Here is a 26,759-nt window from a genome sequence, read left to right on the forward strand (position 1 = left end):
CCGATGACCGCGACGGCACCCCCGATCACCGACGTCGACCCGTTCTCGCCCGAGGTCCTGGCCGACCCGTTGCCGTTCCAGGCCGCCCTGCGCGAGGCGGGCCCGGTCGTGCACCTCACCGCTCACGGCGTCTACGCCCTCGGGCGATACGCCGACGTCCGCGCCGCCCTCGTCGACTGGCAGCGCTTCCCGTCGGGCGACGGGGTCGGCCTCGCCAACTGGCGCCACGAGGAGCCGTGGCGCCCGCCGAGCCTGCTGCTCGAGACCGACCCGCCGCGTCACGACGCGCCCCGCGCGGTGCTCGCCCCGATCCTGTCGCCGCGCGCGCTGCGCCGGCTGCGCGGGCAGTGGAGCGCGGCGGCGGAGGAGCTGGTGGACCGGGTCCTCGCGGACGGGCCCGAGATCGACGCGATGTCCGCGCTCGCCGAGGCGTTCCCGCTGCGCGTGTTCCCCGACGCGGTGGGGCTGGCCCGGGAGGGCCGCGAGCACCTGCTGCCCTACGGCGACCACCTGTTCAACGCCTTCGGCCCGCCGAACGAGCTGGTGGCCAAGGGCACGCCGACGCTGGCCGAGCACGCCGGGTGGGTCGCCGAGCAGTGCGCCCGCGACCGGCTCGCCGAGGGCGGGTTCGGCGCGCAGATCTGGGCGGCGGCCGACCGCGGCGACATCACGCCCGAGCAGGCCCCGCTGGTGGTGCGCTCCCTGCTCTCGGCGGGGGTCGACACGACGGTGCACGGCCTCGGGGCCTGCCTCTCGGCCTTCGCGACGCACCCCGACGCGTGGGCCCGGCTGCGCGCCGACCCGGCCCTGTCCCGGGTCGCGTTCGACGAGGCGGTGCGCTGGGAGTCGCCGGTGCAGACGTTCTTCCGCGTCGCCGACGTCGACGTCGCGATCGGCGACACCGTCGTGCCCGAGGGCGAGAAGATCCTCATGTTCCTCGGGTCGGCCAACCGCGATCCGCGGCGCTGGGCCGCCCCGGACGCGTTCGACCTCGATCGCGACCCGTCCGGGCACGTGGGCTTCGGCATGGGCCTGCACCAGTGCGTCGGACAGCACGTCGCGCGCCTCGAGGCCGAGGCCCTGCTCACGGCGCTGGCCCGGCGGGTCGAGCGTCTCGAGCCCGCCGGCACGCCGCGGCGTCACCTCAACAACACGATGCGCGGGTGGGCGTCGCTGCCCGTGCGCCTCGCTACCTGACCGCCGGGTCGATGGCCACGGGCTCGCGGTGCGCCTCGTGGTGGTTCGCGTTCCGCGGGGTGGCCAGGACGGTGCGGGTGCGTTCGTCCAGGTCGGCCTCGGAGAGCAGACCGTTGCCGGCGAGCACCGTCTCGAGCGCGGTCAGCCAGTGCTCGTAGTAGCTCCACGGCTCGCTGCCCTCGCGGGCGCCGTCGCGCTCCCACTGCTGGATGGACGCGATCAGCGAGAGCTGGAACTCCGACCACTCGTACTGCCCGGCGTTGTGGGCCGCGACGGCCAGGGCGAACGCGCGCAGCTCCCACGGCTCGCGGAACGACGCCTGGCCGTCACCCCCGGGCAGCCCGTAGACGAGGTCCTGGACGCGCCGGCGCGCCTCGCCGAGCTCGGTCTCGTCCCGGACCAGCGGGCCCGGGCTGCTCACGCGGCGGCCTTCGGGGCCCCGACGCCGATCATCGAGTCGCGCGTGACCAGCGCCGCGAGCTGCTCCTCGGACAGACCCTCGGTGCCCGCGGGGCGCTGCGGCAGCACCCAGTAGCGCAGCTCCGAGCTGGAGTCCCAGACGCGGATCTCCACCGACTCGGGCACGTCGTAGCCGAATTCCTCGCGCAGCACCCGCCGCGGCGCTCGCACCATGGCGGCGCGGTACTGCGGCATCTTGTACCAGTTCGGCGGGAGGCCCAGGACCGGCCACGGGTAGCAGGAGCACAGCGTGCAGACGATGACGTGGTGGATGTCGTCGGTGTCCTCGACGGCGACCATGTCCTCGCCCTGCAGCCCGCCGATGCCCAGCTCGGAGCAGGCCTTGCTGGCGTCGGCCAGGAGGCGCTCCTTGAACTCCGGGTCGGTCCAGGCCTTGGCGACGACCTTGGCGCCGAGCTGCGGCCCGACCTCGTTCTCGTAGATCTCGGCGAGGCGGTCGACCGCCTCCGTGGTCATCAGACCCTTCTCGATCATGATGGCTTCGACGGCCTTGACCCGGGCGGCGATCTCCGCCTGGTGATCGGCAGTGACCTTCTGGGGTGCGCTCACGGTGTCGGCGCCTCTCAGCTCGCGGGGACGATGTAGGGCTCCCAGACGTCGAAGGTCACCGAGCCGTTCGGCTCGGCCTCCTCGGCGCCCCAGAGCTCCTCGTTGGTGAAGCGGACGGTGTAGACGTGCTCGGGCGCCTCGCCCAGGTTGTTCCCCGCGGTGTCGGGGTAGATCATCTCGCCGTGGGCGAGCTCGATGACGCCCGTCTTGCCGCGGATGTAGCCCGCCTTGCGCGTGTGGCCCTTCGGGGCGTCGTCGACGACGGTGACGCGGTCGCCGACGGCGAACTTCGGGGCCTTGCCGGTGTCGCGACCGGCCGGGACGCCGGCCGGGATCGCGGCCTCCAGGAAGGCGACCAGCTCGCCGTCGGGGTCCTTGCCCTCGGGCAGCGGGGCGTCGGGGTTCTCGAGGTAGTAGCGGTAGCGCTCCTCCACCTCGGCGCGGTCGAGCTGGCCGACCCGCTCCCCGTGGTAGATGACCGACTCGAGCCAGTGCTCGTAGTACGGCGAGGTGAGGTAGTGGACCGGCTCGATGAGCTCCATGCCGAAGCGGAACTGGTCGACGCCGAAGAACCCGGCGCGGAAGGCCAGCGGGAAGAACGTGTGGGCGTGCTTCTCCCACTCCGCCTTCCACACGGGTTCCTCGGGCGTGGGGTTGATGGCGCCGATGCCGTCGCGGCCGCCGAGGTCGTGGATGCCGTTCACTGAGTGCCTCCGTCGGGTGTGAAGAGGTCAGGCCATCGCGGCGGGGGTGCTGGCCGGGGCGGGGAAGCCGCCGACGGCCTGCTCGAAGGCGTGGGCGACGCGCAGCACGGTGGCGTCGTCGAACTGGCGGCCGACGATCATCATCCCGACGGGCAGCCCGTCGGCCAGGCCCGCGGGCACCGAGCACGCGGGGTGGCCGGTGACGTCGAACGGGGCGGTGTTGGCCAGCATCTCCAGCGCGCGGCCGAGGGTGTCGAGGACGGGGCCGTCGCGGTCGGGCCGGACGGTGGCGCGCTGCGGCAGCGTCGGCATCACGAGCACGTCGACGTCGGCGAGCGCGTCGTCGTAGGCGGCGGCGAGCTTCGGCGCGAGGTTCTGCGCCATCGCGTAGTGCCGGCCGTGGGTGCTGTCGAGGGCGTGCCGCCCGGCCAGCAGCACGAACTTCACGGTGCGGGAGAACGCGGTGGGGTCGTCGTTCCACCGCCGGCCGTAGTGGTCCATCAGCTCGGGGTCGTAGCGGCCCTTCCAGTTCAGGCCGTACCCGAACGTCTCGATCATCTGGGCGGTGGCGCCCTCGGTGGCGATGACGTCCCAGATCTTCGGGCCGTGCAGGTGCCAGGGCACCGACACCTCGCGGACGTCGAGGCCCGCCTCGGCGAGGGTGCGGGTGGCCGCGCGGACGGTGTCGTCGACCTCGGTCTCGGACTCCGGGAGCCCGAACCCCTCGCGCAGCACCCCGACCCGCAGGCCCCGGGCGCCCTGCTCCAGGGCGCCCAGGTAGTCCTCCGGACGCAGGTCGGCGGGCTGGCGCGGGTCGTGGCCGTCACGGCCGGCGATCACCGACAGCATGAGCGCGGCGTCGCCCACGGTGCGGGTGATCGGGCCGACGTGGTCGATCGTGAACTCGATGGGGAACGCCCCGGTGTAGGGCACGAGGCCCCAGGTGGGCTTGTGCCCCACGAGCCCGCTGTTCGCGGCCGGGATGCGGATCGAGCCGCCCTGGTCGCCGCCCGTCGCCATGTCGACCCGACCGCCCGCGACGAGCGCGGCGCTGCCGCTGGACGAGCCGCCCGCGGTGCGGCTCGGGTCCCACGGGTTCTCGACGTCGCCGGTGTTCGCCGTGATCGAGGCGCCTGAGAAGCAGAGGTCCTCGCAGACGGCCTTGCCGGTGATGGTCGCGCCCGCGTCGAGCAGGCGGCGCACGATCGTCGCGTCCGTGCTGGGGACGAAGCCCTCCAGCGTCGCCGAGCCGTTGGTCATCGGCACGCCGGCGACGGCGGTGTTGTCCTTCACCGCCACGGTGCGCCCGGCCAGCGGCCCGGTGGACGACTCGGTGATCGAGGTCTGGACGTACCAGGCGTTGTAGGGGTTGTCCGCGCGGTCGGGACGCGTCCACGCACGCTGCGGGACCTCCGGCGCCTCGGCCGCGTAGAGCTCCTCGACCACGTGCCACGAGCCCAGCAGGCCCTCCACCGCCGGGGCGTACTCCGCGACCTCGTCGGCGGACAGGCCGAGCCCGTACCCGGACGCGACGGACGTGAGGGCGTCGTGGTCGGGCAGCGGCAGAGACGCCATGGGTGCTCCTCCTCCGGTGTGGCGTGGGTCGCACCGAACCCTAGGAACGACCACCGCACCCGTCAATGATCACTGACGCATCCACGTGTTCCGGTCCTGTGAACGAGCGGTGACCTGCTGGACGATCTCGAGCCCGTCCCGCCCGGCCTCGGCGACGTAGAGCGCGGGACGCAGCAGGTCACGGGCCCCGACGGCCGTGCCGGAGCGCCCCTGCACGAGTGCCCGCCCGTGGGCGGCGGCGTCCGCGTCGGGGTCGGCGTGCAGCACGCGGGCGTACTGGTGGATCGCCTCGTACATGCCCTCCGACAGGGCGGTCACCGGCGGCGCCCACGGGCCGAAGGCGTCGCGGTAGCGCGCGAGCAGCGCGGCGTTGCCCGGCAGCGCGGTGTCCTGGAAGTAGCCGAGCGCGGTGCGCAGGCCCGTCGCGGCGTCGGGCCCGATGTGCGCGAGCGTCGACTCGTCGAGCACGAGGGAGATCGTGCGGGCGCGCTCGCGCACGCCGGCGGTCGCGCAGCGGCGCTCGAACGCGACCTCGTCGGCGCCGACGAGCGTGGACAGGATGCGGTCCGCGCCGGAGGCCAGGACGCGCTCGACGGTCGCGTCGAAGTCGGTCGTCCCCAGCGGCACCAGCGCCTCGCCGGCCACGTGGCCCCCCGCGCGCTCCACGGCCCGGCGGGCGGCGGCGTGGGCGCCGAACGACCACACGTAGGCCTGGCCGACGAGGAACCACCGGGCGGGCGGCTCGGGCCCGATCAGGGCGTCGAGCTGGGCGTGCGGGCGCTCGCCGAACCGGACGGCGGTGGGCGACGAGCGCCCGCCCTCGTTGATCACGGTGTGGACGACGAGGACGCCGGTGTGCTCGAGGCGCCGCCGGACCGCGTCGAAGCTCGCCGAGGTGCTGTTGACGAACACCGCGCGGCAGCCGAGCCGCGCCATCCGGGCCGCCTCGTGCGCGGCCTGCTCGGCGTCGGTGGCGTCGTCGGCGGTGAGCAGCCGGACCCGCCGCCCCGCGACGCCGCCGGCCGCGTTGACCTCGTCGACGGCCAGCTCGGCCATGAGCTCGGCCGACACCGAGTAGACCGCCCCGGTACCGGACGCCGTGGTGATCGCCCCGAGGCGCAGCGCGCCGTCGTCGGGCGGCTCGGGCAGCGGCAGGCCGCGGCGGTGCAGCAGCCAGTCGACGCCCTCGCGCGGGACGTCGGCCCGCACCCGCACGCGGGTCCGGCGCCGGCCCGCGGGTACGAACCGGACGGCCAGGCGGCCCCGCCACGGCTGGGTGTGCTCCACCTCGAGCAGCGCGCCCGGGACGACGCGCGCGAGCCGGCCGAGGACGTCGACGCCGGGGCCGGTGCCGTCCGGGTCCAGCGGCAGCCGCAGGCTGACCGTGGCGCCGGGGCACACACCGTCGCACCGCGCCCCGAACAGCCAGCTCCCCGCGCGCGGCGTCCCGAACAGCGCGAACGCCTCGTCCGGGGCGAGCTCCACCGTCCGCTCGGCGGCCACCGTCGTGGTGCTGGCAGTCGTGTGCATGCGCGTCCACCCGCCGGGAGGTCAGCCGGTCCGGCGACCGCCCTCGCGGGCCGGGCCGTCGGGGGACGAGGCGCCGACGCCGTCGCCGGTGTGCAGGTCCCCGACCGCCCGGTCGAGGATCGTCTGCAGGTAGACGAAGGCGTCGCGGACGGCGCCCTCGGTGTCGAGCGAGTAGTAGCGGTTGCGGCCCTCGCGGCGCTCGCGGACGAGCCCTGTCATGCGCAGCACCCGCAGGTGGGTCGACACGGTCGTGCGCCCCACGCTGCTGACGCGCGCGGCGATGTCGGTGACCGACAGCTCGCCGTCCTCGCCGAGCACCGCGAGGATCCGGCGGCGGACGCGGTCGGACAGCGCGTCGAAGGCGTCGTCCTCGCGCCCGTCCATGGCCCGACGTTATCACCAGGCGTTCTGTCGGCACCTGTTGACGCGTCGGCGTCCGGTGCGGTGTGCTCGGCCGGCACCGTCCCGGCCCGGCCGTCCTCGAGGAGAGCCCCGTGAGCTCTGCTGTCGCCACCGCGAAGACCCGCGCGTCCGCCGTCGCCCTGCCCGCGTCCGCGACGCTGCCGTGGCTGCTCAGTGCCCTGGTCGTCGGGCTGCTGATCTACTACTTCCTCGGGATCGACGAGGGCGCGACGTCGGTGTTCGGCAACACCTCGGTGATCCACGAGCTCGTGCACGACGCCCGGCACTTCCTCGGCTTCCCCTGCCACTGACGCTGCCGCACGATGGGGGCATGGAGCCCGTGCACCCGTCCCTGCCCGCCGACCCGGTCGACGTCGAGCCCGCCGCGGTCGTGGCCGAGCACGATCCGGACGTCGCGGCGGCGCTCGCCGCGGAGCAGGTCGCGAACGACTACCACCCCGGGCTGCCCGGGGAGCGCTGACCCCAGGCCGTGACCATCGGCGACGTCGCCAGGTCGGGCACGCGCCCGGCGGCGACGTTCGCGAGGTGCTCGTCGACCTCGGCGGCCGTCGCGATCCCGCCGCCGACCAGCCGGTCGCGGATCTGCTCGACCGTGGCGACCTCCAGTGCGACCGCCGCCGGGTCGGTGATCGGGAAGTAGGCGTCGGCCCCGACGCCGGCCAGCCCCAGCCCGCGCAGCCGGCGGGGCAGCGTGCGGCCGAGCGCCAGGTCGGCGCCCCGGCCGGCCATGAGCGTGCGGAAGCCGTGGCGCAACCGGTTCGCGAGCACCTGCTCGGGGCCGTACTCGTCGGGGCAGAGCAGGGGCTGCAGGCCGGGGTCGGCCTCCTCGACGACCAGCCACCCGCCGGGGCGCAGGGCCGCGACCATCGCGGCCAGCGCCCGGTCGCGGGCCGGGACGTGGGTGAGCACGAGCCGGGCGTGCACGAGGTCCAGGTCGTGCGCCGGCGGTGGGTCGGCGCCGACGTCGTGCCGCAGCACCCGCAACGGCACCCGCGGCGCGGGATCGGTGAGCCATGACGTGTCGATGTCCGTCGCGAGCACGAGCCCCTCCGGGCCCACCACGGAGGCCAGCCGGTCCGGGACGCCGCGGCCCCCGGCGCCGACCTCCCAGCACCGCCGGCCGCGCGCGAGGCCCCGCCCCGTGAGGTGGCGCAGCGTCGCGTCGTCGAACAGCGCGCCCAGCGCCGCGAAGCGCCGTCCCGCCTCGCTCGCGGCGTTGGCGAGCAGGTAGCCGTCGTCCCCGGTCACGGCGGCCATCCTGGCCCTACCGCAGCAGCTCGGCGGCCCGCTCGGCGATCATCGCGGTGGGGGCGTTGGTGTTGGCGGACGGGATCGTCGGCATCACCGACGCGTCGGCGACGCGCAGGCCCTCGACGCCGTGGACCCGCAGCTCGGGGTCCACGACGGCGCGCTCGTGCCGGCCCATCGCGCAGGTGCCCGCCGGGTGGAAGTACGGCATCGCGGCTCGCCGCACGAAGTCGGTGAGGGCCTCGCGCCGCAGGTCCGGGCCCGGCGCGACCCGGCGCGCGATGAGCTTGCGGAACGCCGGCTGGTCGGCGAGCTCGAGCCCGATCTCCACGCCGCGCACGGCGGCCTCGAGGTCGGCGGGGTCCGACAGCATCCCGGAGCGGATGTCGAGCGCGTCGTCGGGACCGGGGCCCGTGAGGCGCAGGCGGCCGCGGCTGCGGACCGTCATCACCCCGGGGGCCAGGCAGAACGCGTTCGCGGGCGGCGGGAAGGCCTGCGCGACCTCGGCGGAGACGTAGGGGATCTGCACCGACACGAAGGTCAGGTCGGGGACCGTGGCGTCCGGGCTGCTGCGCCAGAACGCCATGCTGCCCTCGAGGTTGTGCCGCGGCGGCGGCAGCGCCCCGTCGGCCTCGAAGCACAGCCCGGCGATGATCGGGTGCTCCTGCAGCTCCTCCCCGACGCCGGGGAGGTCGACGACGGGCTCGACGCCGACCTCGCGCAGGTGCGCGGCGGGCCCGATCCCCGACCGCAGCAGCAGGCGCGGGGTGTTGATCGCGCCCGCGCACAGGATCGTCTCGCGGCTCGCCCGCACCGTCGTCGCGACGCCGTCGCGGACGTACGTGACGCCGGTGGCGCGCCCGCCCTCCAGGCGCAGGCCGGTCACCTCGGCGCCGGTGACCACCGTGAGCCGCTCGTGGTCGAGGACGGGGCGCAGGTGCCCGGTCCAGGTGCTGGAGCGCTCGTCGCCGCGCGCGTCCATGTTGATCGGCCCCGCGCCGAGGGGCTCGGGGACGTTGATGTCGTCGAGGTGGGGCATGCCGTACGCGACGCCCGCCTCGACCAGCGCCTCGCCGACGGGGTGCAGGTCGGTCGTCCGCTCGACGCGCACGGGCCCGCCCGCGCCGCGGTGCGCCGACGCGCCGTCCTGCCAGTCCTCGCTGCGGCGGAAGGCCGGCAGGACGTCGTCGAAGCCCCACCCGTCCGCGCCGCCTGCGGCCCAGCCGTCGTAGACGTCGCGGTGGCCGCGGACCCAGACCAGCGCGTTGGTGCTGCCCGAGCCGCCCAGCGCCTTGCCCCTGGACAGGAACAGCGTGCGCCCGCCGAGCGCCTCCTCGGGGGCGTAGGAGTAGCCCCAGTCGTGCGGGGCGCCGATGTTCTCCACCCAGCGGCTCGGTGTGCGCGTGGCGGGGACGTCGTCGGGCGAGCCGCCGGCCTCGAGGAGCAGGACCTGGCCGTCGGTGTGGTCCAGCAGCCGGCGGGCGAGGACGCACCCCGCCGTGCCGGCGCCGACGACCAGGTACTCGACGGACGGCGGGGGAGTGGTCACGGCGGGCTCCGGGGTGGTGACGGCGGGTGACACGGGCTCGTACGTTGTACGAGACGATGCACGCAGGGTCGGCCCGGCGTCAACGACCGGCCCCGGAACAGCGGTCTCACGACGGAGGGGACATGCTGCGCAGGTGATCTCGGTCGTGATCCGCCGGCGGGCGCCTGGCCCGCTGCTCGTGATCCCCCTCCTGGTCGTCGTGCTCGTGGCCGCCGCGTGCTCGACCGGCGGGGGCGGCGCGCGGGCGACCGGGCCGGTGTCCGCCGCGCAGGCCGGTCCCGAGGACGTCCGCGACGTGTACGCGCGGCCGTTCGCCTGGGACTCGATCTGGAACCTGCCGCTGGCGACGGGCGCGCAGTACCGCTCCGTCGACCTGCAGATCGGCTCGCTCTACCCCGACGTCGAGAACATCTCCGTCGACCCCGACGCGCCCGCCCGCCCGCTCGACGGCGACCCCGGCGGCACCGTCCTCGTCGACCCGGACCTGCACGCCGACGGCAGCTACAACAACTGCTCCACGCTGCTGCTCGACACCCCGGACCGCACGACGGTCGTGCAGGGCCAGCCGTTGCAGCTCGACCGCGGCGGCGACCCGAGCTGGGACCACGGCTGGCCGCCGATGTCGCTGACCGGCCGCGGCACCGAGGGCTGCCACGGCGGCTCGGGTCTGTCGGGCATCGGCGGCACGATCCGCGAGGGCGAGCTGACCGGCTCGGCGCCGATCCGCCACGCGCTGAAGTTCAGCCTGCCCTGCGACACGAGCTGCTCCCCGGAGAACGGCGGCCACCGGTGGCCCGCGGTGAAGGCCGACTCCGGCTACGAGCGCAAGTACGGCGGCAGCGACCCCGACGTGAACATGGGGACGCTGCTCGCGCTGCCGCCCGACGTCGACCTCTCGGGCATCACCAGCCCGGACGTCCGCGCGGTCGCGCAGGCGCTGCAGACCTACGGCGGCTACGTCGTCGACGAGAGCGGCGGCTCGCCGGAGGGCTCGATCGACGTGCAGTCGACGGCGGTGCGCGAGTTCCCCGACATCGACAGCGGCGAGATGCGCGACCTCATGGGCCGGCTCGCGGTGGTCACCAACAACGGGCCCGACACCCCCGGCGGCGGGGCGCTCGGGACGCCGCGGCGGGCCCCGTGCGCGCCGGCGTTCACCGACGGGTCGGGCGGGGCCCCGCCCGGCTGCTGAGTCACCGGCCGGGCCACACCGGCGGTCGCTTGGCGAAGAACGCCGCGATGCCCTCGGCGCGGTCCTCGCTGTCCACCACGCGCGCGACGGCGTCGTCGGTGGCCGCCCAGCCCGCGGCGTCGGCGTCGCCCTCGAGGCGCCCCAGCGCGGCCAGCGTCGCGCGCACCGCCACGGGGGAGCGCTGCGCCACCCGCTCGGCGACCTCCAGGCCGCGCTCCTGCGCCCGGCCCGGCTCGACGAGCTCGCCGACGAGGCCGAGCCCGTGGGCGCGCCCGGCGTCGATCGGGTCGCCGGTCAGCAGGAGCTGCCGGGCCACCACGGGCGGCAGCGCCCGGGGCCCGCGGAAGAGTGCCCCGCAGTTGGGCACGAGACCCAGCGCGACCTCGGGCAGCCCGAACCGCGCGGCGGTGGACGCCACGACGACGTCGCAGGCCAGCACGATCTCGAACCCGCCCCCGAACGCGATGCCCTCGACCGCCGCCACCAGCGGCGTCGTCCGCCGCCGGGCCACGACGCCGTAGTTCCCGCCGCGCGGCGTCGGCGCCCCCGGACCCACGGCGACGTCCGTGCCGGCGCAGAAGACGTCGGGACCACCGGTGAGGACGCCGCAGCGCAGGTCGGGGTCGTCCTCGAGCAGATCGAGGGCGGCGTCGAGCGCGGCGGTCATCGGCCGGTCGATCGCGTTGCGCTTGTCGGTGCGCTGCATCCGCATCAGCAGCACGTGGCCGTGGCGCTCGACCGCGAGGCGCGCGGCGACGTCGGCGTCGGTGGGCGGCGGGGGCTCGGGCCACAGGGCACTCACCGGCGAGAGCATGTCTCAATCCCGAACAGTTCGTGAACCGCGCGCCCCGGCGTGCCTATCGTCGCCCGCAGTCGGCGGGAGGAGAACCGGGTGCCGGAGACGACGGTGTCACGGGGAGCACACTCACGGGCAGCACGCGGGCGGGATCGCGCGGCCTTGGCCCGCTACCTGGTCGAGCGCTACGCGGCCGGGGAGAGCCTGATGGGGCTCAGCGCGGACACCGGACGCAGCTTCGGGCACGTCCGCAAGCTCCTGCTCGACTCCGGTGTCACCCTGCGCCCGCGCGGCGGTGCCCGCCTGCGCACGACCTGAGCGGCTCCGGGGCGGGCGCGAGCCCGGCGAGGGCAGCCGGCAGCGGGCCGCGGTGCAGGACGCCGAGGCGCTGCGTGGCGCGGGTGAGCGCGACGTAGAGCTCGGCGGCACCGCGCGGGCCCTCGGCCAGGATGCGGTCCGGGTCGACCACCAGCACGGCGTCGAACTCGAGCCCCTTGGTGCCCGACGGGGGCACCGCGCCGGGCGTCCCGGGCGGCCCGATCACCACGCTCGTCCCCTCGCGACCGTCCTCGTCGCGGACGAACGCCGCGATCGCCGCGGGCAGCTCGTCGTCGGTGACCCGGAGCGCCCACGGCCGCACGCCGCTCGCGCGCACCGACTCCGGCGGTGTGACCTCGCGGGCGAAGCCCGCGAGCACCGCGGCGGCCACCGCCATGATCTCCGCGGGGGTCCGGTAGTTGATCGTCAGCGACCGGTACGCCCAGCGCTCCGGCACGTACCGGTCGAGGACCGCGTCCCACGAGCGCGCGCCCGCGGGCGAGCGGCGCTGCGCGAGGTCCCCCACGACGGTGAACGACCGGCTCGGGCAGCGCCGCATCAGCACCCGCCAGTCCATCTCCGAGAGCTCCTGGGCCTCGTCGACCACGACGTGGCGGTAGGTCCAGTCGCGGTCGGCCGCGGCGCGCTCGACGAGGTCGCGGGTGTCGCGCTCGTCGAACCGCTCGGCCAGCACACCGGCGTGGGTCAGGTCGTCGACGGTGACGCCGAGGTCCTCGTCGAGCTCCTCGCGGTCGAGGGTGAGGATCTCCATGACCCCGGCGGCGTACGCCGCCTCCCGCGCCTCGGCGGCCTGGGCCGCCCGCTCCTGCTCCCGCGTGACGGCCGGGTCGCGGCCCAGCAGGTCGACCAGCTCGTCGAGCAGCGGGACGTCCGCGACGGTCCACGCGTCCCCGGTCGACCGGAAGAGCGCCGGGAGTGCGCCGGCGGCGCGCAGGCGGTCGGGGTCGGCGTAGAGCCCGGCCAGCAGCCCCTCCGGCGTGAGCACCGGCCAGAGCGCGTCGAGCGCGGCGGTGAACGCCGCGTCGGCGTGGAGCTCGTCGGCCAGGTCGCGGGTGAGGTCGGCCCACGCGTCCCGGTCGTCGCGGGTCACCCACCCGCGCGCGACCCGCGACGCCGCCCGCTCGGTGAGCACGTAGGTGACGATCTCGGTGAAGACCGCCCGGGCCTCGTTGTGCGGCCGCCCGCTCGCCCGCGCCTCCTCGCGCGCCCATCCCGCGGTCGCGGCGTCGAGGCGCACCACGACGTCGGACAGCTCGAGGGCCACGGGCTCCGCGGGCAGCCGCTGGTGGTCGGCGACCGCCGCGGCGAGCACGTCGAGGATCGCGAGCGAGCCCTTCGCGACGGCCGCCGCCGGCGGGTCCTCGGCGGTGACGTGGCGCCCGGGCACGAGGTCGCCGGGGGTCGTGACCACCACGTCGGACTCGCCCAGCGACGGCAGCACGCGCCCGATGTGCCGCAGGAACGCCGGGTTGGGCCCGACCACGAGCACGCCGTGGCGCTCCATGCGCTCGCGCTGCGTGTAGAGCAGGTAGGCGACGCGGTGCAGCGCGACGACCGTCTTGCCGGTCCCCGGGCCGCCCTCGATGACCGTCACGCCCGGGTGGTCCAGCCGGATGATCTCGTCCTGCTCGGCCTGGATCGTCGCGACGATGTCGCGCATGCCCTCGCCGCGCGGGGCGTTCACGGCCGCGAGCAGGGCCGCGTCGCCGTGATCGTCCGTGCCGGGCTCCCCGGGCCGCCCGAGCACCTCGTCGGTGATCCCCACGAGCCGCCGCGCCCGGGTGTGGAACTGCCGGCGCCGCCGCATGCCCTCGGGGTGGGCGCCGGTGGCGGTGTAGAAGGGCCGCGCCGCGGGCGCGCGCCAGTCGATCAGCACCGGCTCGTCGTGCTCGTCGCGCAGCCCGATCCGCCCGACGTAGCGGCGCTCGCCGTCCTGCGCGTCCAGCCGCCCGAAGCACAGGCCGTGGTCGGCGACGTCGAGCTGCCTCATCCGCCGCGCCGTCGCGCGCACCCGCACGTCGCGGTCCATCGCCCGCTCGCCGTCGCCGGCCAGCGCGGCGGTGTGCTCGGCCCCCGCCCGCGCGCGCTCGGCGTCGAGCCGCGCGTACAGCCCCGCCAGGTACCGCTGCTCCGTGCCCAGGTCCCCGTCCACGTCCACCCGCACGCGCGTCCCCCGTCCCGCCCGATCTCCCCGACGGCGGGACAGGGTGCGCCCCCACCCGGGTCTTGCCGCAAGACCGGGGGCCCGCTATACGTTGACTACGGCGGGGAGAACAGACGGTGGCCGTCGGCGTAGCCGAGGTCCACGAGCGTCGTCCCCGGTGCCGCCTCCCCGATGGCCGCGCGGATCGGCGCGGTGTCGATGCGCCGCGAGAAGCCCGGCAGCCAGTCGTCGTGGTGGCACGGGATCACCGTCCGGGCGCCCAGCGCCGCGGCCTCCTCGGCGACGAAGCCGGCCGTCGTGCCCTGCACGGGCTCGCCGTCGCGGTTGGCGCGCCCGGCCACGGCGAGGATCGCGACGTCCGGGCTCTCGCGGGCGAGCACGCCGCTCCAGGCGCCGATGCTGTCCTGGAACAGCAGCGTCCCCTCCGAGGTCTCGAGCACGAACACCAGCGCGCCGCCGTCGCCGCGCTCGCCGAGCGCGGCGGCCGCGAGGTGGGCCTTCACGTCGTCGCCCATCGCGTCGAACCCGGCCCACAGCGCGCGCATCCGCTCGGTGCGGTCCTGCAGCGTCAGCCCCACCTCGCCGAGGCACACCTCGTCCGCGGGCGGCATCGGCTGCGCGGACCACACGCACGAGTGCAGGCTCGGCAGCACCCGCACGGTCGTGGCGTCGTCGAGCCGAACCCGCTCCCCGCCGGCGACCGCGACCAGCTGCTCCTCGGGCACCCCGGCCCCGGCGAGCACCCGCACCGACTCGTAGGACCCCACCACCGTCGCGCCCGTGCGCCGCGCGATGCGCTCGGCGCCCCAGAGGTGGTCGAAGTGGCTGTGACCGACGAGGATCCAGTCGGCCGCGGTGACGTCGTCGACCCCGACACCGCTCTGCTCGGCGTCCGGGACGCGGTCGAGGTAGGCGTCGAGGAAGACCGTCAGGCCCTCCGCGGTGCGCAGGCGGAACGTCGCGCACCCGTACCAGTCCAGCGTCGCGGTGGTCACTCCTCCAGCCTCTCGGCCGACCGGCCGCGCAGCCAGTCCACGAACGTCTCCCAACGGGTCGGAGCGAGCTGTCGCAGGAGCTCCTCGTTCGCGAACTCGGGGTGCTTCTCCAGGTCTCGCTGCAGCTCTCGTTGGAGGTCCCGCATCGCCGCCATCTCACCGGCGCCCGGAGCGGAGCGAGATCGGCGCTGACCGATCATGAGCGACTCGAGCAAGCCTCGGCGATGGCGGTAGACCTGGGCGTCGATCTGGCGATGCCTCCACGCGGTGGCTTCCTCGAATCGTCCGGCCGCGATCAGCTCGTCGTATCGGTCTCGTCGTCGGCGCGCCCCCATGACCAAGCCATCGCCTCGCTGTGCTCGTCGTTACCGGCGGCGCCACCGACGCCGACGCCCGGGCTCCGACGCGGGGCGCGGCGTCACCGTGTTCTGCCGGTGCACCAGCACCACCGCGGCGACGAGCACCGCGGCCATCGGCAGCTCGAGCAGCAGCGCCGAGAGGGCGCTGACGACCACGTCGGTGCGCTGCGCGGTGGTGGTGTCGAACCACGCGTCGCACACGAGCAGCGTCGCCGTCACCAGGGCCGGGAAGACCACCGCCGGGCGGCCGCGCCACGCCATGAAGGCGGTGGTCGCGAGCCCCACCAGGAGGACGACGTCGAAGCCGACCCAGGCCAGGGTCCAGTGCCGCGCCTCGTAGCGGTGGGGGAGCGTCGCCGCGAGGAACCCGATCCACGGCACGAGCACCAGCGAGCCGATCGACGCCAGGAGCAGGAACCGGCGACGACGGTGCGGCGGCGGGGGCGCCGGGGCCCCGACGGCCACCACCCGCCGCACGAGCTCCGCGCGCTCCTCGACGGTCAACCGCGCGAGGTCGTCGTCGCTCCACCGCACCGACCCGTCCACGGGGGCGAGCATGGCGCTCGGGGCGGCGGCGCGGGAAGGCCACGGACGTGGTCACCCCGCCCTCACGGTCACCGGAGAGATCGACATCGACCGTGAGGGCGCGGTCGAGCTGCGACGTCGGTGACGTGCCGGCGAACACTCGGCGACGACCTGCGCGGCGGGTCCTGCCGGGTCCCGGAGGTCGCGACACTGCCGTCCGTGGTGCAGCTGCGGCGCTCCGAGCACACGGGCGCGGACCTCGTCGCGGTGTCGCTGCGCCTCGACCCGGGCGACGAGCGCTCGGCCGTCGTCGCGCCCGGACGCGTGCGGGTGGTCGACCACGAGGTGGCCGACCGCCTCGCCCGGCTCGTCGACGGCGCCGTCGCGCACGCCCGCGCGGCGGGGCGGACGGTGCCGCTCGACCTCGACCGCCTCGCCGACCGCGCCGCCGCCGACGTGGCCGCCCGCCGGTCGCGCCGGCCCGGAATATCGTAGCCACTTCAACACTTGTAGCTGCTACCGAGCACGAGTGATGGGGTGACGAGATGACCGAGCTGTTGCTGGTCCCCGTCGACGACAACGTGATCTTCCCGGGCATGACCGTCGTGGTGCCGGCCGCCGAGGTCGGTGTCGATCAGGACGAGCAGGTGCTGCTCGTCCCGCGCCACGAGGGCCGCTTCGCCTCCGTCGGCACGATCGCCGACGTCGCCGGGCGCACCCGGCTGCCGAACGGCGTCACCGCCGTGCAGCTCACCGGAGTGCAGCGCGGGAAGGCCGGCACGGGCAGTGCCGACGGCGCAGGCCACCTGCGCGTCGACGTGACGCCCCTGCCCGACAGCACGGAGCGCGACGGCCGGATCCGTGAGCTGGAGAGCACGTACCGCGCGGTGGTCGAGGAGGTCCTCGAGCTGCGCGGTGACGAGGGACGCGGTGCCGCCTTCCTGCGCGGCATCGACGAGCCCGGCGCGCTGGCGGACACCGCCGGCTGGGCGCCGGAGATCGCCTACGACGACAAGGTGTCGGTGCTGGAGACGCTCGACGTGCGCGAGCGCCTCGAGCTGGCCCTGCGCCTGCAGCGCGAGCGGCTCGCCGAGCTGCAGGTGCGCAAGTCGCTGCGCGAGGACGTCGAGTCCGGCGCGGCCAAGCAGCAGCGCGAGTACGTGCTGCGCCGCCAGCTGGAGGCGATCCGCAAGGAGCTCGGCGAGGGCGGTGACGACGCCGGCTCCGGCGACGACTACCGCGCGAAGATCGCCGAGGCCGGCATGCCCGACCACGTGCGCGAGCAGGCCGAGCGCGAGCTCGCCCGCCTCGAGCGCAGCGGCGAGCAGTCCGGCGAGTCGTCGATGATCCGGACCTACCTCGACTGGCTGCTGGCCCTGCCGTGGGCGCAGCGCTCCGAGGAGCAGCTGGACCCGACGGCCGCCCGCGGCGTCCTGGACGCCGACCACACCGGCCTCGAGGACGTCAAGGACCGCATCGTCGAGTACCTGGCGGTCCGCAAGCTGCGCCGCGACCGCGGCGTGGAGGAGGACAAGAAGTCGGGGACGATCCTGACGCTGGTCGGGCCCCCGGGCACCGGCAAGACGTCGATCGGCGAGTCGGTCGCGCGGGCGATGGGTCGCGAGTTCGTCCGGATGTCGCTCGGCGGTGTCCGCGACGAGGCCGAGATCCGTGGTCACCGGCGCACCTACGTCGGCGCCCTGCCCGGCCGCCTGGTGCGGGCGCTGCGCGACGCGGGCACGATGAACCCGGTGATCCTGCTGGACGAGGTGGACAAGGTCGGCGCCGACTGGCGCGGCGACCCGTCGGCCGCGTTGCTGGAGGTGCTGGACCCGGCGCAGAACCACGCGTTCCGCGACCACTACCTCGACGTCGAGATCGACCTCTCGCAGGTGGTGTTCCTGGCGACGGCCAACCAGCTGGACACGATCCCGGGCCCGCTGCTCGACCGCATGGAGGTCATCTCCTTCGACGGCTACACCGTCGAGGAGAAGGTCGCCATCGCCCGGGACCACCTGCTGCCGCGGCAGATCACGTCGGCCGGCCTGACCGTCGACGACGTGACGGCCGACGAGTCGGCGCTGCGCCTCGTGGTGTCCGAGTACACCCGCGAGTCCGGCGTCCGCCAGCTCGACCGCGAGCTGGGCAAGCTGACCCGCAAGATCGCCACGGAGATCGCGTCCGGATCCGCCGGTGTGGTCGTCGACACCGAGGTCGTGCGCAAGCACCTCGGCCGGCAGCGGGTGTTCACCGAGGCCGTCGAGCGCACCGCGGTGCCCGGCGTCGCGACCGGCATGGCCGTGACCGGCGCGGGCGGCGACGTCCTGTTCATCGAGGCCGCCTCCATGAAGGGCGAGGAAGGCCTGGTCCTGACCGGCCAGCTCGGTGACGTCATGAAGGAGTCGGCCCGGATCGCCCTGTCGTGGGTGCGCTCGCACGCCGCGGAGCTGGGCATCGCCGAGGACGCGTTCGCGGGACGGTCGTTCCACGTGCACGTCCCCGCTGGCGCGATCCCGAAGGACGGCCCGTCGGCCGGCGTCACCATGGCCACGGCCCTGGTCTCGCTGCTGACCGGCCGCCCGGTGCGGCACACCGTCGCGATGACCGGGGAGCTGACGCTGCAGGGCCGGGTGCTGCCGATCGGCGGCGTGAAGCAGAAGGTGCTGGCCGCGCACGCGGCGGGCCTGACGCAGATCGTCGTGCCGGAGCGCAACCGGGCCGACCTCGACGACGTCCCCGCGGACGTCGCCGGGCAGCTGGAGTTCCACCCGTCGATGACCATCGGCGAGGTCCTCGAGGTGGCCCTGGAGCCGGCGACGGAGCCGGTCCAGGGACTCGAGGTGGCGGCCTGACATGTGCTCGCGGGAGCCGGTACCGCCCGAGGTGCGCGCGCTGGCGGCGCTGCTGGAGCGACGGTGGTCGCTCTCGGTGCTCTACGCCGCGCACCTCGGTGCGGTCCGGTTCTCCGAGTTCGAGCAGGCCCTCGGCCAGGTACCGCCCGCGACGCTCGCGGCGCGCCTGGCCGACCTGGAGGACGCGGGGCTCATGGAGCGCCGCGTCCTCCACACCCGGCCGCCGCGCACGGAGTACGTGCTGACGGCCGAGGGACACCGTCTCGCCCCGATGCTCGAGGCGCTGACGGCCTGCAGCCGCGACCGCCGGCCCCGCTGAGGGGTCGGCGGTCGCGCGCGTCTCAGCTGCCCGGCGGGCGGTACGTGCCCTGGGCGGTGGCGGCCTTGCCGAGGACGGCGGGCAGGTCGTCGGGCGCGATGAGCTCGTGCGTCTCGATGTCGCGGACCGCGCCCGAGGCCGTCACGGCGATCGAGAACGCCGCCGCGGAGGTCGAGTCGGGCACCTCGCTGATCACGAACCCGTCACTGCGGCCGAACATGTAGTACAGCGTGTCGACGGTCCCGCCGAGCGACTCCGCGGCGGCCCGCACGGCGGCCAGCCGGTCACTCGGGTTCACGATCATCTTGGCCCACGTCTCCTCCGTGTAGTTGAAGAACGTGATGAACCTGGTCATGGCGCACCCCCTGCGCTGGTGTCCCGCACGCCCACGACGGACGTCACGTCGGGTCACTGTCCCAGCGGCCCCACGGCGTCGTGATGGGCCACCCGGGTGGCCGGTGGCCGCAGTGTCGTCACGCGGACGTCACGCCGCGGGGACGCCGAGCGCCGTCGTGGACGTGCGCCGCCGGATCGCGCCGCGCCGTAGCCTGTGGCCGGTGGCCCGTGTCGACGAGACGGCATGGTGAGGAGGACCCGCGCGACGGAAGAGGACGCAGCATGGTGTTCGCCGAGGACGACGCACGACTCCGGGAGTTCCTGTCCACGGGACGCCGTTTCGCGGCCTCGTCGACGGTCGAGCAGACGCTGGAGCTGGTGCTGTCGGCGGCGGTCGACACCTCCCCGGCGACCGACCTGGCCGGTGTCCTGTTGCTCGAGGAGCGGGGGAAGATCACGTCGCCGGCGACCACCGACGAGGTGGTCAACGAGCTCGACCAGGTCCAGGCCGAGTACACCGAGGGCCCGTGCGTGGAGTCGATCTACGACGAGGAGATGGTCTCCGTCGCGGACTTCGCCGAGGAGCTCGAGCGCTGGCCCCACTTCGCGCGCCGCGCCCTCGACCTCGGGGTGCACAGCTCGCTGTCGTTCCAGCTGTTCACCGAGGGCTCCCGGGCGGGCTCGCTGAACCTGTTCAGCCATCGGGCCCACGCGTTCGGCGAGGAGGACCGCGTCCTGGGGGCGCTCTTCGCCAACCAGGCCGGCCTCGCGCTGCGCGGTGCCCGCCGCGTCGCCCAGCTCGACCGGGCGGTCGCGTCCCGCGACGTCATCGGCATGGCGAAGGGCATCCTCATCGAGCGCTTCGGCATCGGCGACGGCGAGGCGTTCCAGCGGCTCGTGCAGAGCTCGCAGCACACCAACATGAAGCTCGTCGACGTCGCCCGCTGGCTCGTGAGCGAGACGACGGGCGACGGCTCGCAGGTCTGAGCGCCCCCCTCACGCGTCGCGCGCTGCAGCCTCCGCGGCCTCGGCGAGCCGCTTGATGCGGCCGAGGCGGCGGTCCCAGTCGGCGGCGAGGGCCGCCATCCAGCGCGCGGTGGTGTCGAGCGCCTCGGGGCGCACCGAGAAGCGGACCTCGCGCCCGACCTTGGTGCTCTCGACGAGACCGGCGGTGTCCAGCACGGCGAGGTGCTTGACGACGGCCTGCCGCGACACCGGCAGCTCCGCGGCGATCGTGGTGGCGGTGGCCTGCCCGCGGCCGGACAGCACGTCGAGCAGCTCGCGGCGGGTCGGGTCGGCCAGGGCGGCGAGCACACCGTCGACGAGGTCGGCGTCCGGGCGGTCCGTCGTGGTCACGCCGCCCGCTCGGCCAGCACGGTGAGGCAGTGCTCCCACCCTCCCGTGTGGTCGGTGATCACGTTCTCCCGGTTCTCGTCGGTGGTCGCGAGGGCGCCGAACCCGCTCTCGACGACGCGCAGGCGGGTGCCGTCGCCCTCGGGGGTCAGCGTGAACTCCACCAGGGTCGCGGTGTCCTCGCGCAGGGGCTCGCCGGGGAAGGCGCTGACCCAGCGGTAGGCGATGTAGTGGGGCGGGTCGACCTTCTCGACCGACACCGGGAAGCCCCCGTGCTCGGAGTGGCGGACCACCAGCGACTCGCCCGCCACCGCCTGCCGGCCGCGGGCGTCCTCGTCGTCGGTGGCCCAGAACCCGGGCTCGGCGACGAGCGGCCAGACCCGCTCCGGGGCGGCCGCGATGACGATCTCGCGCTCGATGACGTCGGTGCCCATGGCGTTCTCCCGTCCCGTGGTGTGCAACATGACAGTTGCACATCGGGGGAATTGGTGCAACCAGAGAGTTGCACTACTCGTCGAGTGCCGCGGCCAGGGCGTCCCCGGTCGGCATCGCGTCGCGCCCGCCCGGAGCGGCGGCCGTGAGCCCCGCCGCGACGGTGGCGACGACGAGCGCGTCCTCGACCTCCTGCCCGGCGGCGAGGCCGGCCGTGAGCACCCCGGTGAGGGTGTGGCCGGCACCGGTGGCGTCGCGGACGGGCGCGTCGTGCGCGGGCAGGCGCCGCACGCGGCCCTCGGCGGCCAGCAGCGCGCCCTCCGCGCCCAGGGTCACGACCACCGGCGCGCCGGTCCAGGAGTGCAGCGTCGCCGCCCCCGCCGCGGTCGACGCCGGCGCCGCGGCGCGCTCGCCGCCGCCGAGGCGCAGCAGCTCGGTGAGCTCGCCGGCGTTCGGCGTCAGCACCGGGTGCAGGTCGAACAGGCCGACGACGGTGTGCACCACCGGCGCCGGGTCGAGGACGACCGGCACGCGCAGCCCGGTCGCCGTGCCGACCCCGGCCGCGATCGCCGCGGCGGGGACCTCGCACGTCACGAGCACCGCGCCGAGCTCGGCGACGCCGTTGACCACGGCGCGGACGTGCGGGGCCTCGAGGTGCCCGCTCTCGGTGACCACGACGTCGTCGACGGTGACGCCCTCGCGCCGCAGCCCGTCGAGCAGCCCGCCGGCGTCCGCGCCGACGGCGCCGACGAGCCGGACGTCGACACCGATCCGGGCCGCGGCGACCGCCGCGTCGCCGCCCCCGCCGTCGACCGCGCCGACGACCACCATCGACGGACCCATGCCAGACCTCCCGTGTGTGCCCCGGTGATCCTGCCCGGTCTCACTCCGGACCGGGGGCGCCGCGCAGGCCGAGCTCCTCGTTGTCGAGCTCCGCCTGCACGCGCAGCACGACGCTGTCGTCGATCACGGCCTGGTCGCGCAGGTGCAACAGCTGGCGGCGCCGCTCGTCCAGCATCGCGATGCGCAGCGCGTTCTCGACCGCGACGTCCTCGATCGCGTCGTCGAGCGCGTCGTCGTCGCCGCCGTGGGTGGGGTCGAGGACGTGGCGGCGGTGCTCGTGCTCGACGCGGACCCGGCGCGCGAGGGCGTCCGGGACGTCCTGCTCGGCGGCGAGGCGGGGCAGCACCTCGAGGGCGGCGTCCAGCGTGCGGCGCCGGGCCAGGGCCAGCTCCTCGTCGAACCGCGTGTCGGGCGGGTAGCGGGCGACGCGGATCACCCACGGCAGCGTGAGGCCCTGCCCGACGAGCGTCACGAGGATGACACCGCAGGCCACGACGATGAGCAGGTCGCGGTCCGGGAAGGGGGCGCCGTCGACGGTGGTCAGCGGGACGGCCAGGGCGATCGCCAGCGACACCGCCCCGCGGAACCCCGACCAGCCCAGCGGCAGGCGCGCCCGCGCCCCCATGCGGCGCGCGCGCTGGGCGACGCGGCGGTCGAGCGTCCGGATGACGTACGGGATCGTGTAGTACCACGCCATCCGCGTGCCGACGACGACCGCGGCGACGAGCACCGCGGCCCCGAGCGCCGCGGCGAGCGACCGCGAGGAGACGCCGGTCAGCGCCCGCGGCAGCTGCAGCCCGACGAGCACGAACAGCGCGGCGTTCAGCAGGAACGTCGTGACCTGCCAGAACGAGTGGGACTGAACGCGCGTGCGGGCGCTGATGATCCGCGGGCCGACGCGGCTGACGGCCAGACCGCAGACCACGACCGCGAGCACCCCGGACGCGTGGATCTCCTCGGCGAGCAGGAACGCCACGAACGGCGTGAGGACGCTGATGACGCTGGAGAGCAGCGAGTCGTCGGCGGCCCGCCGAGCGAGGATCGCGAGCCCCGCGACGACGAGCCCGACGACGATGCCGCCGAGGTAGGAGATCGCGAAGTCCCCGAGGGCGTCGAGCGGGCGGAACTCCTCCTGGCCCATCGCGACGGCCACCGCCACCGAGAAGACGACCAGCGCCGTCCCGTCGTTCACCAGGCTCTCGGCGCGCAGCATCGTCAGCGGGCGGCGGGGCAGCGAGCGCGCGACGGCGGTCACCGCGGTGGCGTCGGTGGGCGCAACGATCGCCCCGAGCACGAACGCGACCGGCCAGCCCAGCCCCAGCCCGTAGTGGGCCACCACGGCCACCGCACCGGCCGTCGCGAGCACGAGGAACACCGACGAGAGCACGAGCGTGCGCAGGTCGTGGCGCAGTTCCTGAAGGGACGTCGTCAGCGCCTCCCAGTAGAGCAGCGCCGGCAGGAACAGCAGGACCACCAGCTCGGGCGGCACGCGCAGGCCCGCGGTGACCGGCACGAACGCCAGCCCCACGCCGCCGAGGGTGAGCAGCACCGGGGTGTTGGCGCCGGTGCGGGCGGCGATGATCGCGAGCGCGAGGATCACGACGCCGAACAGGACGAGGACGGTGAGCCCCGTGGGGTCGTACACGCCGCCTGACGCTAGGGCATCGCGCTACCGTCGTCCGGTGCTGCTCACCGGCGTGGACCACATCGCCGTCCTGACCCGCGACCCCGCCCGGCTCGGGGCGTTCTACGCGGCGGTGTTCGACGCCGAGGTCGGCCCGACCCGCCCGCACGGCCAGCAGGGCGAGGAGACGATGACGGTGGTGCGCATCGGCCCGTACACCGAGCTCAACGTGTTCACCGTCCCGAGCAGCGACGAGGCCGACCGGCAGACGCCGATGTGGCACCGCGGGCGCCTGGACCACGTCGGGCTGCACGCGTCGTCGTACGCCGCGTTCGCGACGATCCGCGAGCGGCTGGTCGCCCACGGCGCCTCCGACGGCACCGTGAACGACTTCGGGGCGGCGTTCAGCATGTTCTACCGCGACCCGGACGGTCTGGAGGGCGAGGTGCTCGTGCCGAAGGCCGCTGACGGGTCGCACCCGGTCACCGGCTGAGGCCGCTTGATAGGCAAGCCGTTGCTTGCCTATCCTGCCGCCGTGGCCGACGTGTTCCGGGCTCTCGACGACGAGACCCGGCGCCGGATCCTCGACGAGCTGGTCGCCCGTGACGGGCAGACGCTCTTCGAGATCTGCGGCCTGCTCGTCACCCGCCACGGCCTCGGCTCCACCCGCCAGGCGATCTCCCAGCACCTCGCCGTGCTGGAGGACGCCGGGCTGGTGGTGACCGAGCGCCGCGGCCGCTCCAAGTTCCACTACTTCCGCGGCGAGCCGCTCGCCGCCATCACCGCGCGCTGGCCCGCCAGCGGGAGGGACACCTCGTGAGGATCGAGCTGACCAGCATCTTCGTCGACGACCAGCGCGCCGCGCTGGCGTTCTACACCGACGTCCTGGGCTTCACGAAGCGCCACGACATCCCCCTCGGCGAGGCCGCGTGGCTCACGGTCGTCTCCCCGGAGGCGCCCGACGGGCCCGAGCTGCTGCTCGAGCCGGCGGGCGGCCACCCGGCGGTCAAGCCCTACCGCGACGCGCTGGCCGAGGACGGCATCCCGCTGGTGCAGTTCGCGGTCGACGACGTCGCGGCCGAGCACGAGCGGCTGACCGCGCGGGGCGTGGTGTTCACGCAGCCCCCGACCGACGCCGGCCCGGTGGTCATGGCCGTCTTCGACGACACCTGCGGCAACCTCGTGCAGATCGTGTCGCCGGCGGCGTGATCGATGCCGTGACCACCGTCCGCCGGCTGCGCCCCGGGGAGTGGCGGCGGGCGCGCGCGCTGCGGCTGCGCGCGCTGGCCGACGCGCCGGGCGCGTTCGCGTCGACCCCGGCCCGGGAGCAGGAGCTCGACGAGGACGCGTGGCGGGCGCGGCTGGCCGGTGCGTGGTTCGTCGCCGAGCGGGACGGCCGCGCGGTCGGGCTGGCCTGCGGGATCCCGGAGCCGGACGACCCGGCGGGCCGCCACCTCGTGGGCATGTGGGTCGAGCCCGCGGAGCGCGGCCACGGTGTCGCGGACGACCTGGTCGACGCCGTGCTGGGCTGGGCCCGCGACGACGGTGCGGTGCGGATCGCGCTGTGGGTCGTCGACGGGAACCCGCGGGCCCGCCGGTGCTACGAGCGCCGCGGCTTCACGCCCACCGGCGAGCGCCAGCCGTTGCCGAGCGACCCGTCGGTGACCGAGTCCCGCATGACCCGCGGGCTCGGGCCGTTCGCCGCGACCGACGTCGACGACGCCGGCGTCGCCACGCTCACGATCACCGGGGCGAAGTCCGCCAACGTCCTCTCGTCGCCGGTGGTCGCCGACCTCCTGCACGTGGTGCGGCGGTGGGCCGACCGCGACGACCTGCGCGCCCTCGTGCTGCGCGGCACCGGCGACGCGGCGTTCGTCGCCGGCGCGGACGTCGGCGAGATGGCGGAGCTGGACCCGGGGACGGCCGCGGTGTTCATCGACCGGCTCCGGCGGCTGTGCGAGGCGGTGCGGCTCTTCCCGGTGCCCGTGGTCGCCCGCCTGCCCGGCTGGACCCTGGGCGCCGGGCTGGAGCTCGCGATGTGCGCGGACCTGCGCGTCGCCGCCGACGACGCGCGCCTCGGGATGCCCGAGGTCGCCGTCGGCATCCCGTCGGTGATCCACGCGGCGCTCCTGCCGCGCCTGGTCGGGCACGGCCGGGCGTCGCGGATGCTGCTCACCGGCACGCCGGTCGACGCCGGCACGGCCCTGGCCTGGGGCCTCGTCGACGACGTCGTGCCCCTCGGCGCGCTGGACGAGCGCGTTGAGGGGCACGCCCGGCACTTCGCCGGTCTCGGGCGCGCGGTGCTCGTGCAGCAGAAGCGGCTGCTGCGCGCGTGGGAGGGCGTGCCGGTCGCCGACGCCGCGCGGGCCAGCGTCGCCGAGTTCGCCGACGCGTTCACCACCGACGCGCCGCGCACCGCGATGCGGCGCTTCCTCGACCGGGAGCGGCCTCAGGCGTGACGGTAGGCGCCGGCCTTGATGTCGGCGAGCAGGCCCGGGCCGGTGGGCGTCCAGTCGAACGTCCGGCGGGTCCAGTCGCTCGACGCGGCCATCTCCATCCCGAAGAACGTGCCGATGAAGCCGAAGTGCTCGACGGCCTGCGCGCGCGGCACCGACGTCACGGGCACGCCGAGGGCGTCGCCGATGGCCGCGGCGATGTCGCGGCTCGGGATCGCCTCCTCGGCGACGGCGTGCAGCCGCGACCCGGCCGGCGCCCGCTCGAGCCCGAGCCGGACCAGGCGCGCCGCGTCGGACACGTGGACCGCCGACCAGCGCGTCGTCCCGTCGTCGACGTGGCCCGAGACGCCGTGGCGGCGGGCGGCGGCGGTGATGATCGCGACGAACCCGTGGTCGCCGTCGCCGTGGGTGGTGGGCGCGAAGCGCACGGTCACCGCGCGCACGCCGCGGTCGACCGAGGCCAGCGCCAGGTTCTCGGTGCCGCCACGGGGCGACTGCGGCCCGATCGCCGGCGACGGGTCGGCCTCGGTGCCCGGCCGCCCCGCCGCGAGCCCCGCGACCCCGCCGGCGAGGACGAAGGGCCGGTCGGACCCCGCGAGCACGCCGGTGAGCGTCTCGACGGCGACGCGCTCGGCGCGGTTCGACTCGGCCGGGTTCGCCCAGTCGTGCTTGTTGGCCAGGTGGACGACGCCCTCGGCCTCGGCGGCGCCGCGGCGCAGGCTCTCGAGGTCGTCGAGGTCGCCGCGCAGCACGGTGGCGCCCCTGGCCCCGAGCGCGGACGCCGACGCGTCGGACCGGGCGAGCCCGACGACGTCGTGACCCGCGGCGAGCAGCTCGTCGACGGTGGCGGAGCCGATCCAGCCGCTGGCTCCGGTGACGAAAACACGCATGGCGCGTGGCCTCCTCTGCCCTCACCGGC

32 protein-coding genes are annotated in these 26,759 nt (G+C 75.3%); 13 read left to right on the forward strand and 19 right to left on the reverse strand.

The window, feature by feature from the left end; all coding sequences use genetic code 11:
• Positions 1 to 3: 3 nt before the first annotated feature.
• A complete protein-coding gene (locus ABD994_RS05745; protein WP_345411636.1) occupies positions 4 to 1,197 on the forward strand; it encodes a cytochrome P450 in 1,194 nt (397 codons plus the stop codon).
• Here ABD994_RS05745 and ABD994_RS05750 read toward each other — a convergent pair.
• The 6 genes from ABD994_RS05750 to ABD994_RS05775 form a co-directional block, all read right to left on the reverse strand.
• Entirely contained in the window at positions 1,190 to 1,618 is a 429-nt protein-coding gene (locus tag ABD994_RS05750) for a nitrile hydratase accessory protein (protein ID WP_345411639.1), read from the reverse strand. The genes ABD994_RS05745 and ABD994_RS05750 overlap by 8 nt on opposite strands.
• The gene (gene nthA, locus ABD994_RS05755) at positions 1,615 to 2,226 is read right to left on the reverse strand and encodes a nitrile hydratase subunit alpha (protein ID WP_345411641.1); all 612 of its coding nucleotides are present in this window, start codon (positions 2,224 to 2,226) and stop codon (positions 1,615 to 1,617) included. Before nthA ends, ABD994_RS05750 begins: the two co-directional genes overlap by 4 nt.
• Positions 2,227 to 2,240: 14 nt before the next feature.
• Positions 2,241 to 2,930 carry a nitrile hydratase subunit beta gene (nthB, locus tag ABD994_RS05760; protein WP_345411643.1) on the reverse strand — a complete coding sequence of 230 codons (690 nt, stop codon included), beginning with the start codon at positions 2,928 to 2,930 and terminating at the stop codon, positions 2,241 to 2,243.
• A 27-nt stretch (positions 2,931 to 2,957) separates the two neighbouring features.
• Positions 2,958 to 4,505 (reverse strand): amidase, encoded by a 1,548-nt coding sequence (locus tag ABD994_RS05765; protein WP_345411645.1) that lies wholly within the window; start codon positions 4,503 to 4,505, stop codon positions 2,958 to 2,960.
• Between the two features lie 69 nt (positions 4,506 to 4,574).
• Positions 4,575 to 6,035 carry an ABC transporter substrate-binding protein gene (locus tag ABD994_RS05770; protein ID WP_345411647.1) on the reverse strand — a complete coding sequence of 487 codons (1,461 nt, stop codon included), beginning with the start codon at positions 6,033 to 6,035 and terminating at the stop codon, positions 4,575 to 4,577.
• 21 nt (positions 6,036 to 6,056) lie between these two features.
• Entirely contained in the window at positions 6,057 to 6,419 is a 363-nt protein-coding gene (locus ABD994_RS05775; protein WP_345411649.1) for an ArsR/SmtB family transcription factor, read from the reverse strand.
• Positions 6,420 to 6,529: 110 nt separating this feature from the next.
• Here ABD994_RS05775 and ABD994_RS05780 point away from each other — a divergent pair, with 110 nt between their 5' ends.
• The gene (locus tag ABD994_RS05780; protein ID WP_345411651.1) at positions 6,530 to 6,748 is read left to right on the forward strand and encodes a CbtB domain-containing protein; all 219 of its coding nucleotides are present in this window, start codon (positions 6,530 to 6,532) and stop codon (positions 6,746 to 6,748) included.
• A 20-nt stretch (positions 6,749 to 6,768) separates the two neighbouring features.
• The gene (locus tag ABD994_RS05785) at positions 6,769 to 6,918 is read left to right on the forward strand and encodes a hypothetical protein (RefSeq protein WP_345411653.1); all 150 of its coding nucleotides are present in this window, start codon (positions 6,769 to 6,771) and stop codon (positions 6,916 to 6,918) included.
• On the opposite strand, the gene ABD994_RS05790 is transcribed toward ABD994_RS05785, so the two are convergent.
• Positions 6,888 to 7,706 (reverse strand): methyltransferase domain-containing protein, encoded by an 819-nt coding sequence (locus tag ABD994_RS05790; RefSeq protein WP_345411655.1) that lies wholly within the window; start codon positions 7,704 to 7,706, stop codon positions 6,888 to 6,890. The two genes, ABD994_RS05785 and ABD994_RS05790, sit on opposite strands and share 31 nt — an antisense overlap.
• Before the next feature lie 16 nt (positions 7,707 to 7,722).
• On the reverse strand, positions 7,723 to 9,255 hold the full coding sequence (locus ABD994_RS05795) for a GMC family oxidoreductase (RefSeq protein WP_345411657.1): 1,533 nt from the start codon (positions 9,253 to 9,255) through the stop codon (positions 7,723 to 7,725).
• 133 nt (positions 9,256 to 9,388) lie between these two features.
• On the opposite strand from ABD994_RS05795, the gene ABD994_RS05800 reads away from it, so the two are divergent.
• Positions 9,389 to 10,447: a hypothetical protein gene (locus ABD994_RS05800; RefSeq protein WP_345411659.1), complete on the forward strand. Its 1,059-nt coding sequence runs from the start codon at positions 9,389 to 9,391 to the stop codon at positions 10,445 to 10,447.
• A gap of 1 nt (position 10,448) precedes the next feature.
• On the opposite strand, the gene ABD994_RS05805 is transcribed toward ABD994_RS05800, so the two are convergent.
• Complete coding sequence (locus ABD994_RS05805) at positions 10,449 to 11,249, reverse strand: enoyl-CoA hydratase-related protein (protein ID WP_345411661.1); 801 nt, start codon at positions 11,247 to 11,249, stop codon at positions 10,449 to 10,451.
• 156 nt (positions 11,250 to 11,405) lie between these two features.
• Between ABD994_RS05805 and ABD994_RS05810 the strand changes: the two genes are divergently transcribed.
• Entirely contained in the window at positions 11,406 to 11,561 is a 156-nt protein-coding gene (locus ABD994_RS05810; RefSeq protein WP_425550022.1) for a helix-turn-helix domain-containing protein, read from the forward strand.
• Here ABD994_RS05810 and helR read toward each other — a convergent pair.
• From helR to ABD994_RS05830, 4 genes are all read right to left on the reverse strand, one after another.
• Positions 11,518 to 13,740: an RNA polymerase recycling motor ATPase HelR gene (gene helR, locus ABD994_RS05815; RefSeq protein ID WP_345411663.1), complete on the reverse strand. Its 2,223-nt coding sequence runs from the start codon at positions 13,738 to 13,740 to the stop codon at positions 11,518 to 11,520. The two genes, ABD994_RS05810 and helR, sit on opposite strands and share 44 nt — an antisense overlap.
• A gap of 101 nt (positions 13,741 to 13,841) precedes the next feature.
• On the reverse strand, positions 13,842 to 14,741 hold the full coding sequence (locus ABD994_RS05820) for an MBL fold metallo-hydrolase (RefSeq protein ID WP_345411666.1): 900 nt from the start codon (positions 14,739 to 14,741) through the stop codon (positions 13,842 to 13,844).
• Entirely contained in the window at positions 14,738 to 15,082 is a 345-nt protein-coding gene (locus ABD994_RS05825; RefSeq protein WP_345411667.1) for a hypothetical protein, read from the reverse strand. Before ABD994_RS05825 ends, ABD994_RS05820 begins: the two co-directional genes overlap by 4 nt.
• Before the next feature lie 24 nt (positions 15,083 to 15,106).
• Positions 15,107 to 15,646 (reverse strand): hypothetical protein, encoded by a 540-nt coding sequence (locus tag ABD994_RS05830; protein ID WP_345411669.1) that lies wholly within the window; start codon positions 15,644 to 15,646, stop codon positions 15,107 to 15,109.
• Between the two features lie 198 nt (positions 15,647 to 15,844).
• Here ABD994_RS05830 and ABD994_RS05835 point away from each other — a divergent pair, with 198 nt between their 5' ends.
• From ABD994_RS05835 to ABD994_RS05845, 3 genes are read left to right on the forward strand one after another with little or no spacing between them, the layout of a single operon-like run.
• Complete coding sequence (locus tag ABD994_RS05835) at positions 15,845 to 16,120, forward strand: hypothetical protein (protein ID WP_345411671.1); 276 nt, start codon at positions 15,845 to 15,847, stop codon at positions 16,118 to 16,120.
• 50 nt (positions 16,121 to 16,170) lie between these two features.
• Positions 16,171 to 18,477, forward strand: coding sequence for an endopeptidase La (gene lon / locus ABD994_RS05840; protein WP_345411673.1), 2,307 nt, complete (start codon positions 16,171 to 16,173; stop codon positions 18,475 to 18,477).
• A 1-nt stretch (position 18,478) separates the two neighbouring features.
• Positions 18,479 to 18,796 (forward strand): winged helix-turn-helix transcriptional regulator, encoded by a 318-nt coding sequence (locus tag ABD994_RS05845; protein WP_345411675.1) that lies wholly within the window; start codon positions 18,479 to 18,481, stop codon positions 18,794 to 18,796.
• Between the two features lie 22 nt (positions 18,797 to 18,818).
• Here the strand turns inward: ABD994_RS05845 and ABD994_RS05850 are convergent, their stop codons facing one another.
• A complete protein-coding gene (locus ABD994_RS05850) occupies positions 18,819 to 19,151 on the reverse strand; it encodes a GYD domain-containing protein (protein ID WP_345411677.1) in 333 nt (110 codons plus the stop codon).
• A gap of 263 nt (positions 19,152 to 19,414) precedes the next feature.
• On the opposite strand from ABD994_RS05850, the gene ABD994_RS05855 reads away from it, so the two are divergent.
• Positions 19,415 to 20,119 carry a GAF and ANTAR domain-containing protein gene (locus ABD994_RS05855; RefSeq protein ID WP_345411679.1) on the forward strand — a complete coding sequence of 235 codons (705 nt, stop codon included), beginning with the start codon at positions 19,415 to 19,417 and terminating at the stop codon, positions 20,117 to 20,119.
• A 9-nt stretch (positions 20,120 to 20,128) separates the two neighbouring features.
• Here ABD994_RS05855 and ABD994_RS05860 read toward each other — a convergent pair whose 3' ends face one another.
• The 4 genes from ABD994_RS05860 to ABD994_RS05875 are packed head-to-tail and all read right to left on the reverse strand — an operon-like array spanning position 20,129 to position 23,405.
• Entirely contained in the window at positions 20,129 to 20,488 is a 360-nt protein-coding gene (locus ABD994_RS05860; RefSeq protein WP_345411681.1) for an ArsR/SmtB family transcription factor, read from the reverse strand.
• Positions 20,485 to 20,949, reverse strand: a complete 465-nt coding sequence (locus tag ABD994_RS05865) for an SRPBCC domain-containing protein (RefSeq protein ID WP_345411683.1) — start codon at positions 20,947 to 20,949, stop codon at positions 20,485 to 20,487. The genes ABD994_RS05860 and ABD994_RS05865 overlap by 4 nt, the downstream gene beginning before the upstream one ends.
• 43 nt (positions 20,950 to 20,992) lie before the next feature.
• On the reverse strand, positions 20,993 to 21,760 hold the full coding sequence (locus ABD994_RS05870) for a PfkB family carbohydrate kinase (RefSeq protein WP_345411685.1): 768 nt from the start codon (positions 21,758 to 21,760) through the stop codon (positions 20,993 to 20,995).
• A gap of 40 nt (positions 21,761 to 21,800) precedes the next feature.
• The gene (locus ABD994_RS05875; RefSeq protein ID WP_345411686.1) at positions 21,801 to 23,405 is read right to left on the reverse strand and encodes a Na+/H+ antiporter; all 1,605 of its coding nucleotides are present in this window, start codon (positions 23,403 to 23,405) and stop codon (positions 21,801 to 21,803) included.
• Between the two features lie 37 nt (positions 23,406 to 23,442).
• Between ABD994_RS05875 and ABD994_RS05880 the strand changes: the two genes are divergently transcribed.
• Genes ABD994_RS05880 through ABD994_RS05895 form a run of 4 tightly spaced genes read left to right on the forward strand, consistent with a single transcriptional unit; the run spans position 23,443 to position 25,843 of the window.
• Positions 23,443 to 23,877 (forward strand): VOC family protein, encoded by a 435-nt coding sequence (locus ABD994_RS05880; RefSeq protein ID WP_345411687.1) that lies wholly within the window; start codon positions 23,443 to 23,445, stop codon positions 23,875 to 23,877.
• 42 nt (positions 23,878 to 23,919) lie between these two features.
• Entirely contained in the window at positions 23,920 to 24,204 is a 285-nt protein-coding gene (locus tag ABD994_RS05885) for an ArsR/SmtB family transcription factor (RefSeq protein WP_345411689.1), read from the forward strand.
• Entirely contained in the window at positions 24,201 to 24,593 is a 393-nt protein-coding gene (locus tag ABD994_RS05890) for a VOC family protein (RefSeq protein ID WP_345411691.1), read from the forward strand. Before ABD994_RS05885 ends, ABD994_RS05890 begins: the two co-directional genes overlap by 4 nt.
• An 8-nt stretch (positions 24,594 to 24,601) precedes the next feature.
• The gene (locus tag ABD994_RS05895; RefSeq protein WP_345411694.1) at positions 24,602 to 25,843 is read left to right on the forward strand and encodes an enoyl-CoA hydratase; all 1,242 of its coding nucleotides are present in this window, start codon (positions 24,602 to 24,604) and stop codon (positions 25,841 to 25,843) included.
• Here the strand turns inward: ABD994_RS05895 and ABD994_RS05900 are convergent.
• Positions 25,834 to 26,730: an SDR family oxidoreductase gene (locus tag ABD994_RS05900; RefSeq protein WP_345411696.1), complete on the reverse strand. Its 897-nt coding sequence runs from the start codon at positions 26,728 to 26,730 to the stop codon at positions 25,834 to 25,836. The two genes, ABD994_RS05895 and ABD994_RS05900, sit on opposite strands and share 10 nt — an antisense overlap.
• Positions 26,731 to 26,759: the final 29 nt, after the last annotated feature.

The organism is Actinomycetospora chlora, from assembly GCF_039542135.1.
Classification (GTDB): Bacteria; Actinomycetota; Actinomycetes; order Mycobacteriales; family Pseudonocardiaceae; genus Actinomycetospora; species Actinomycetospora chlora.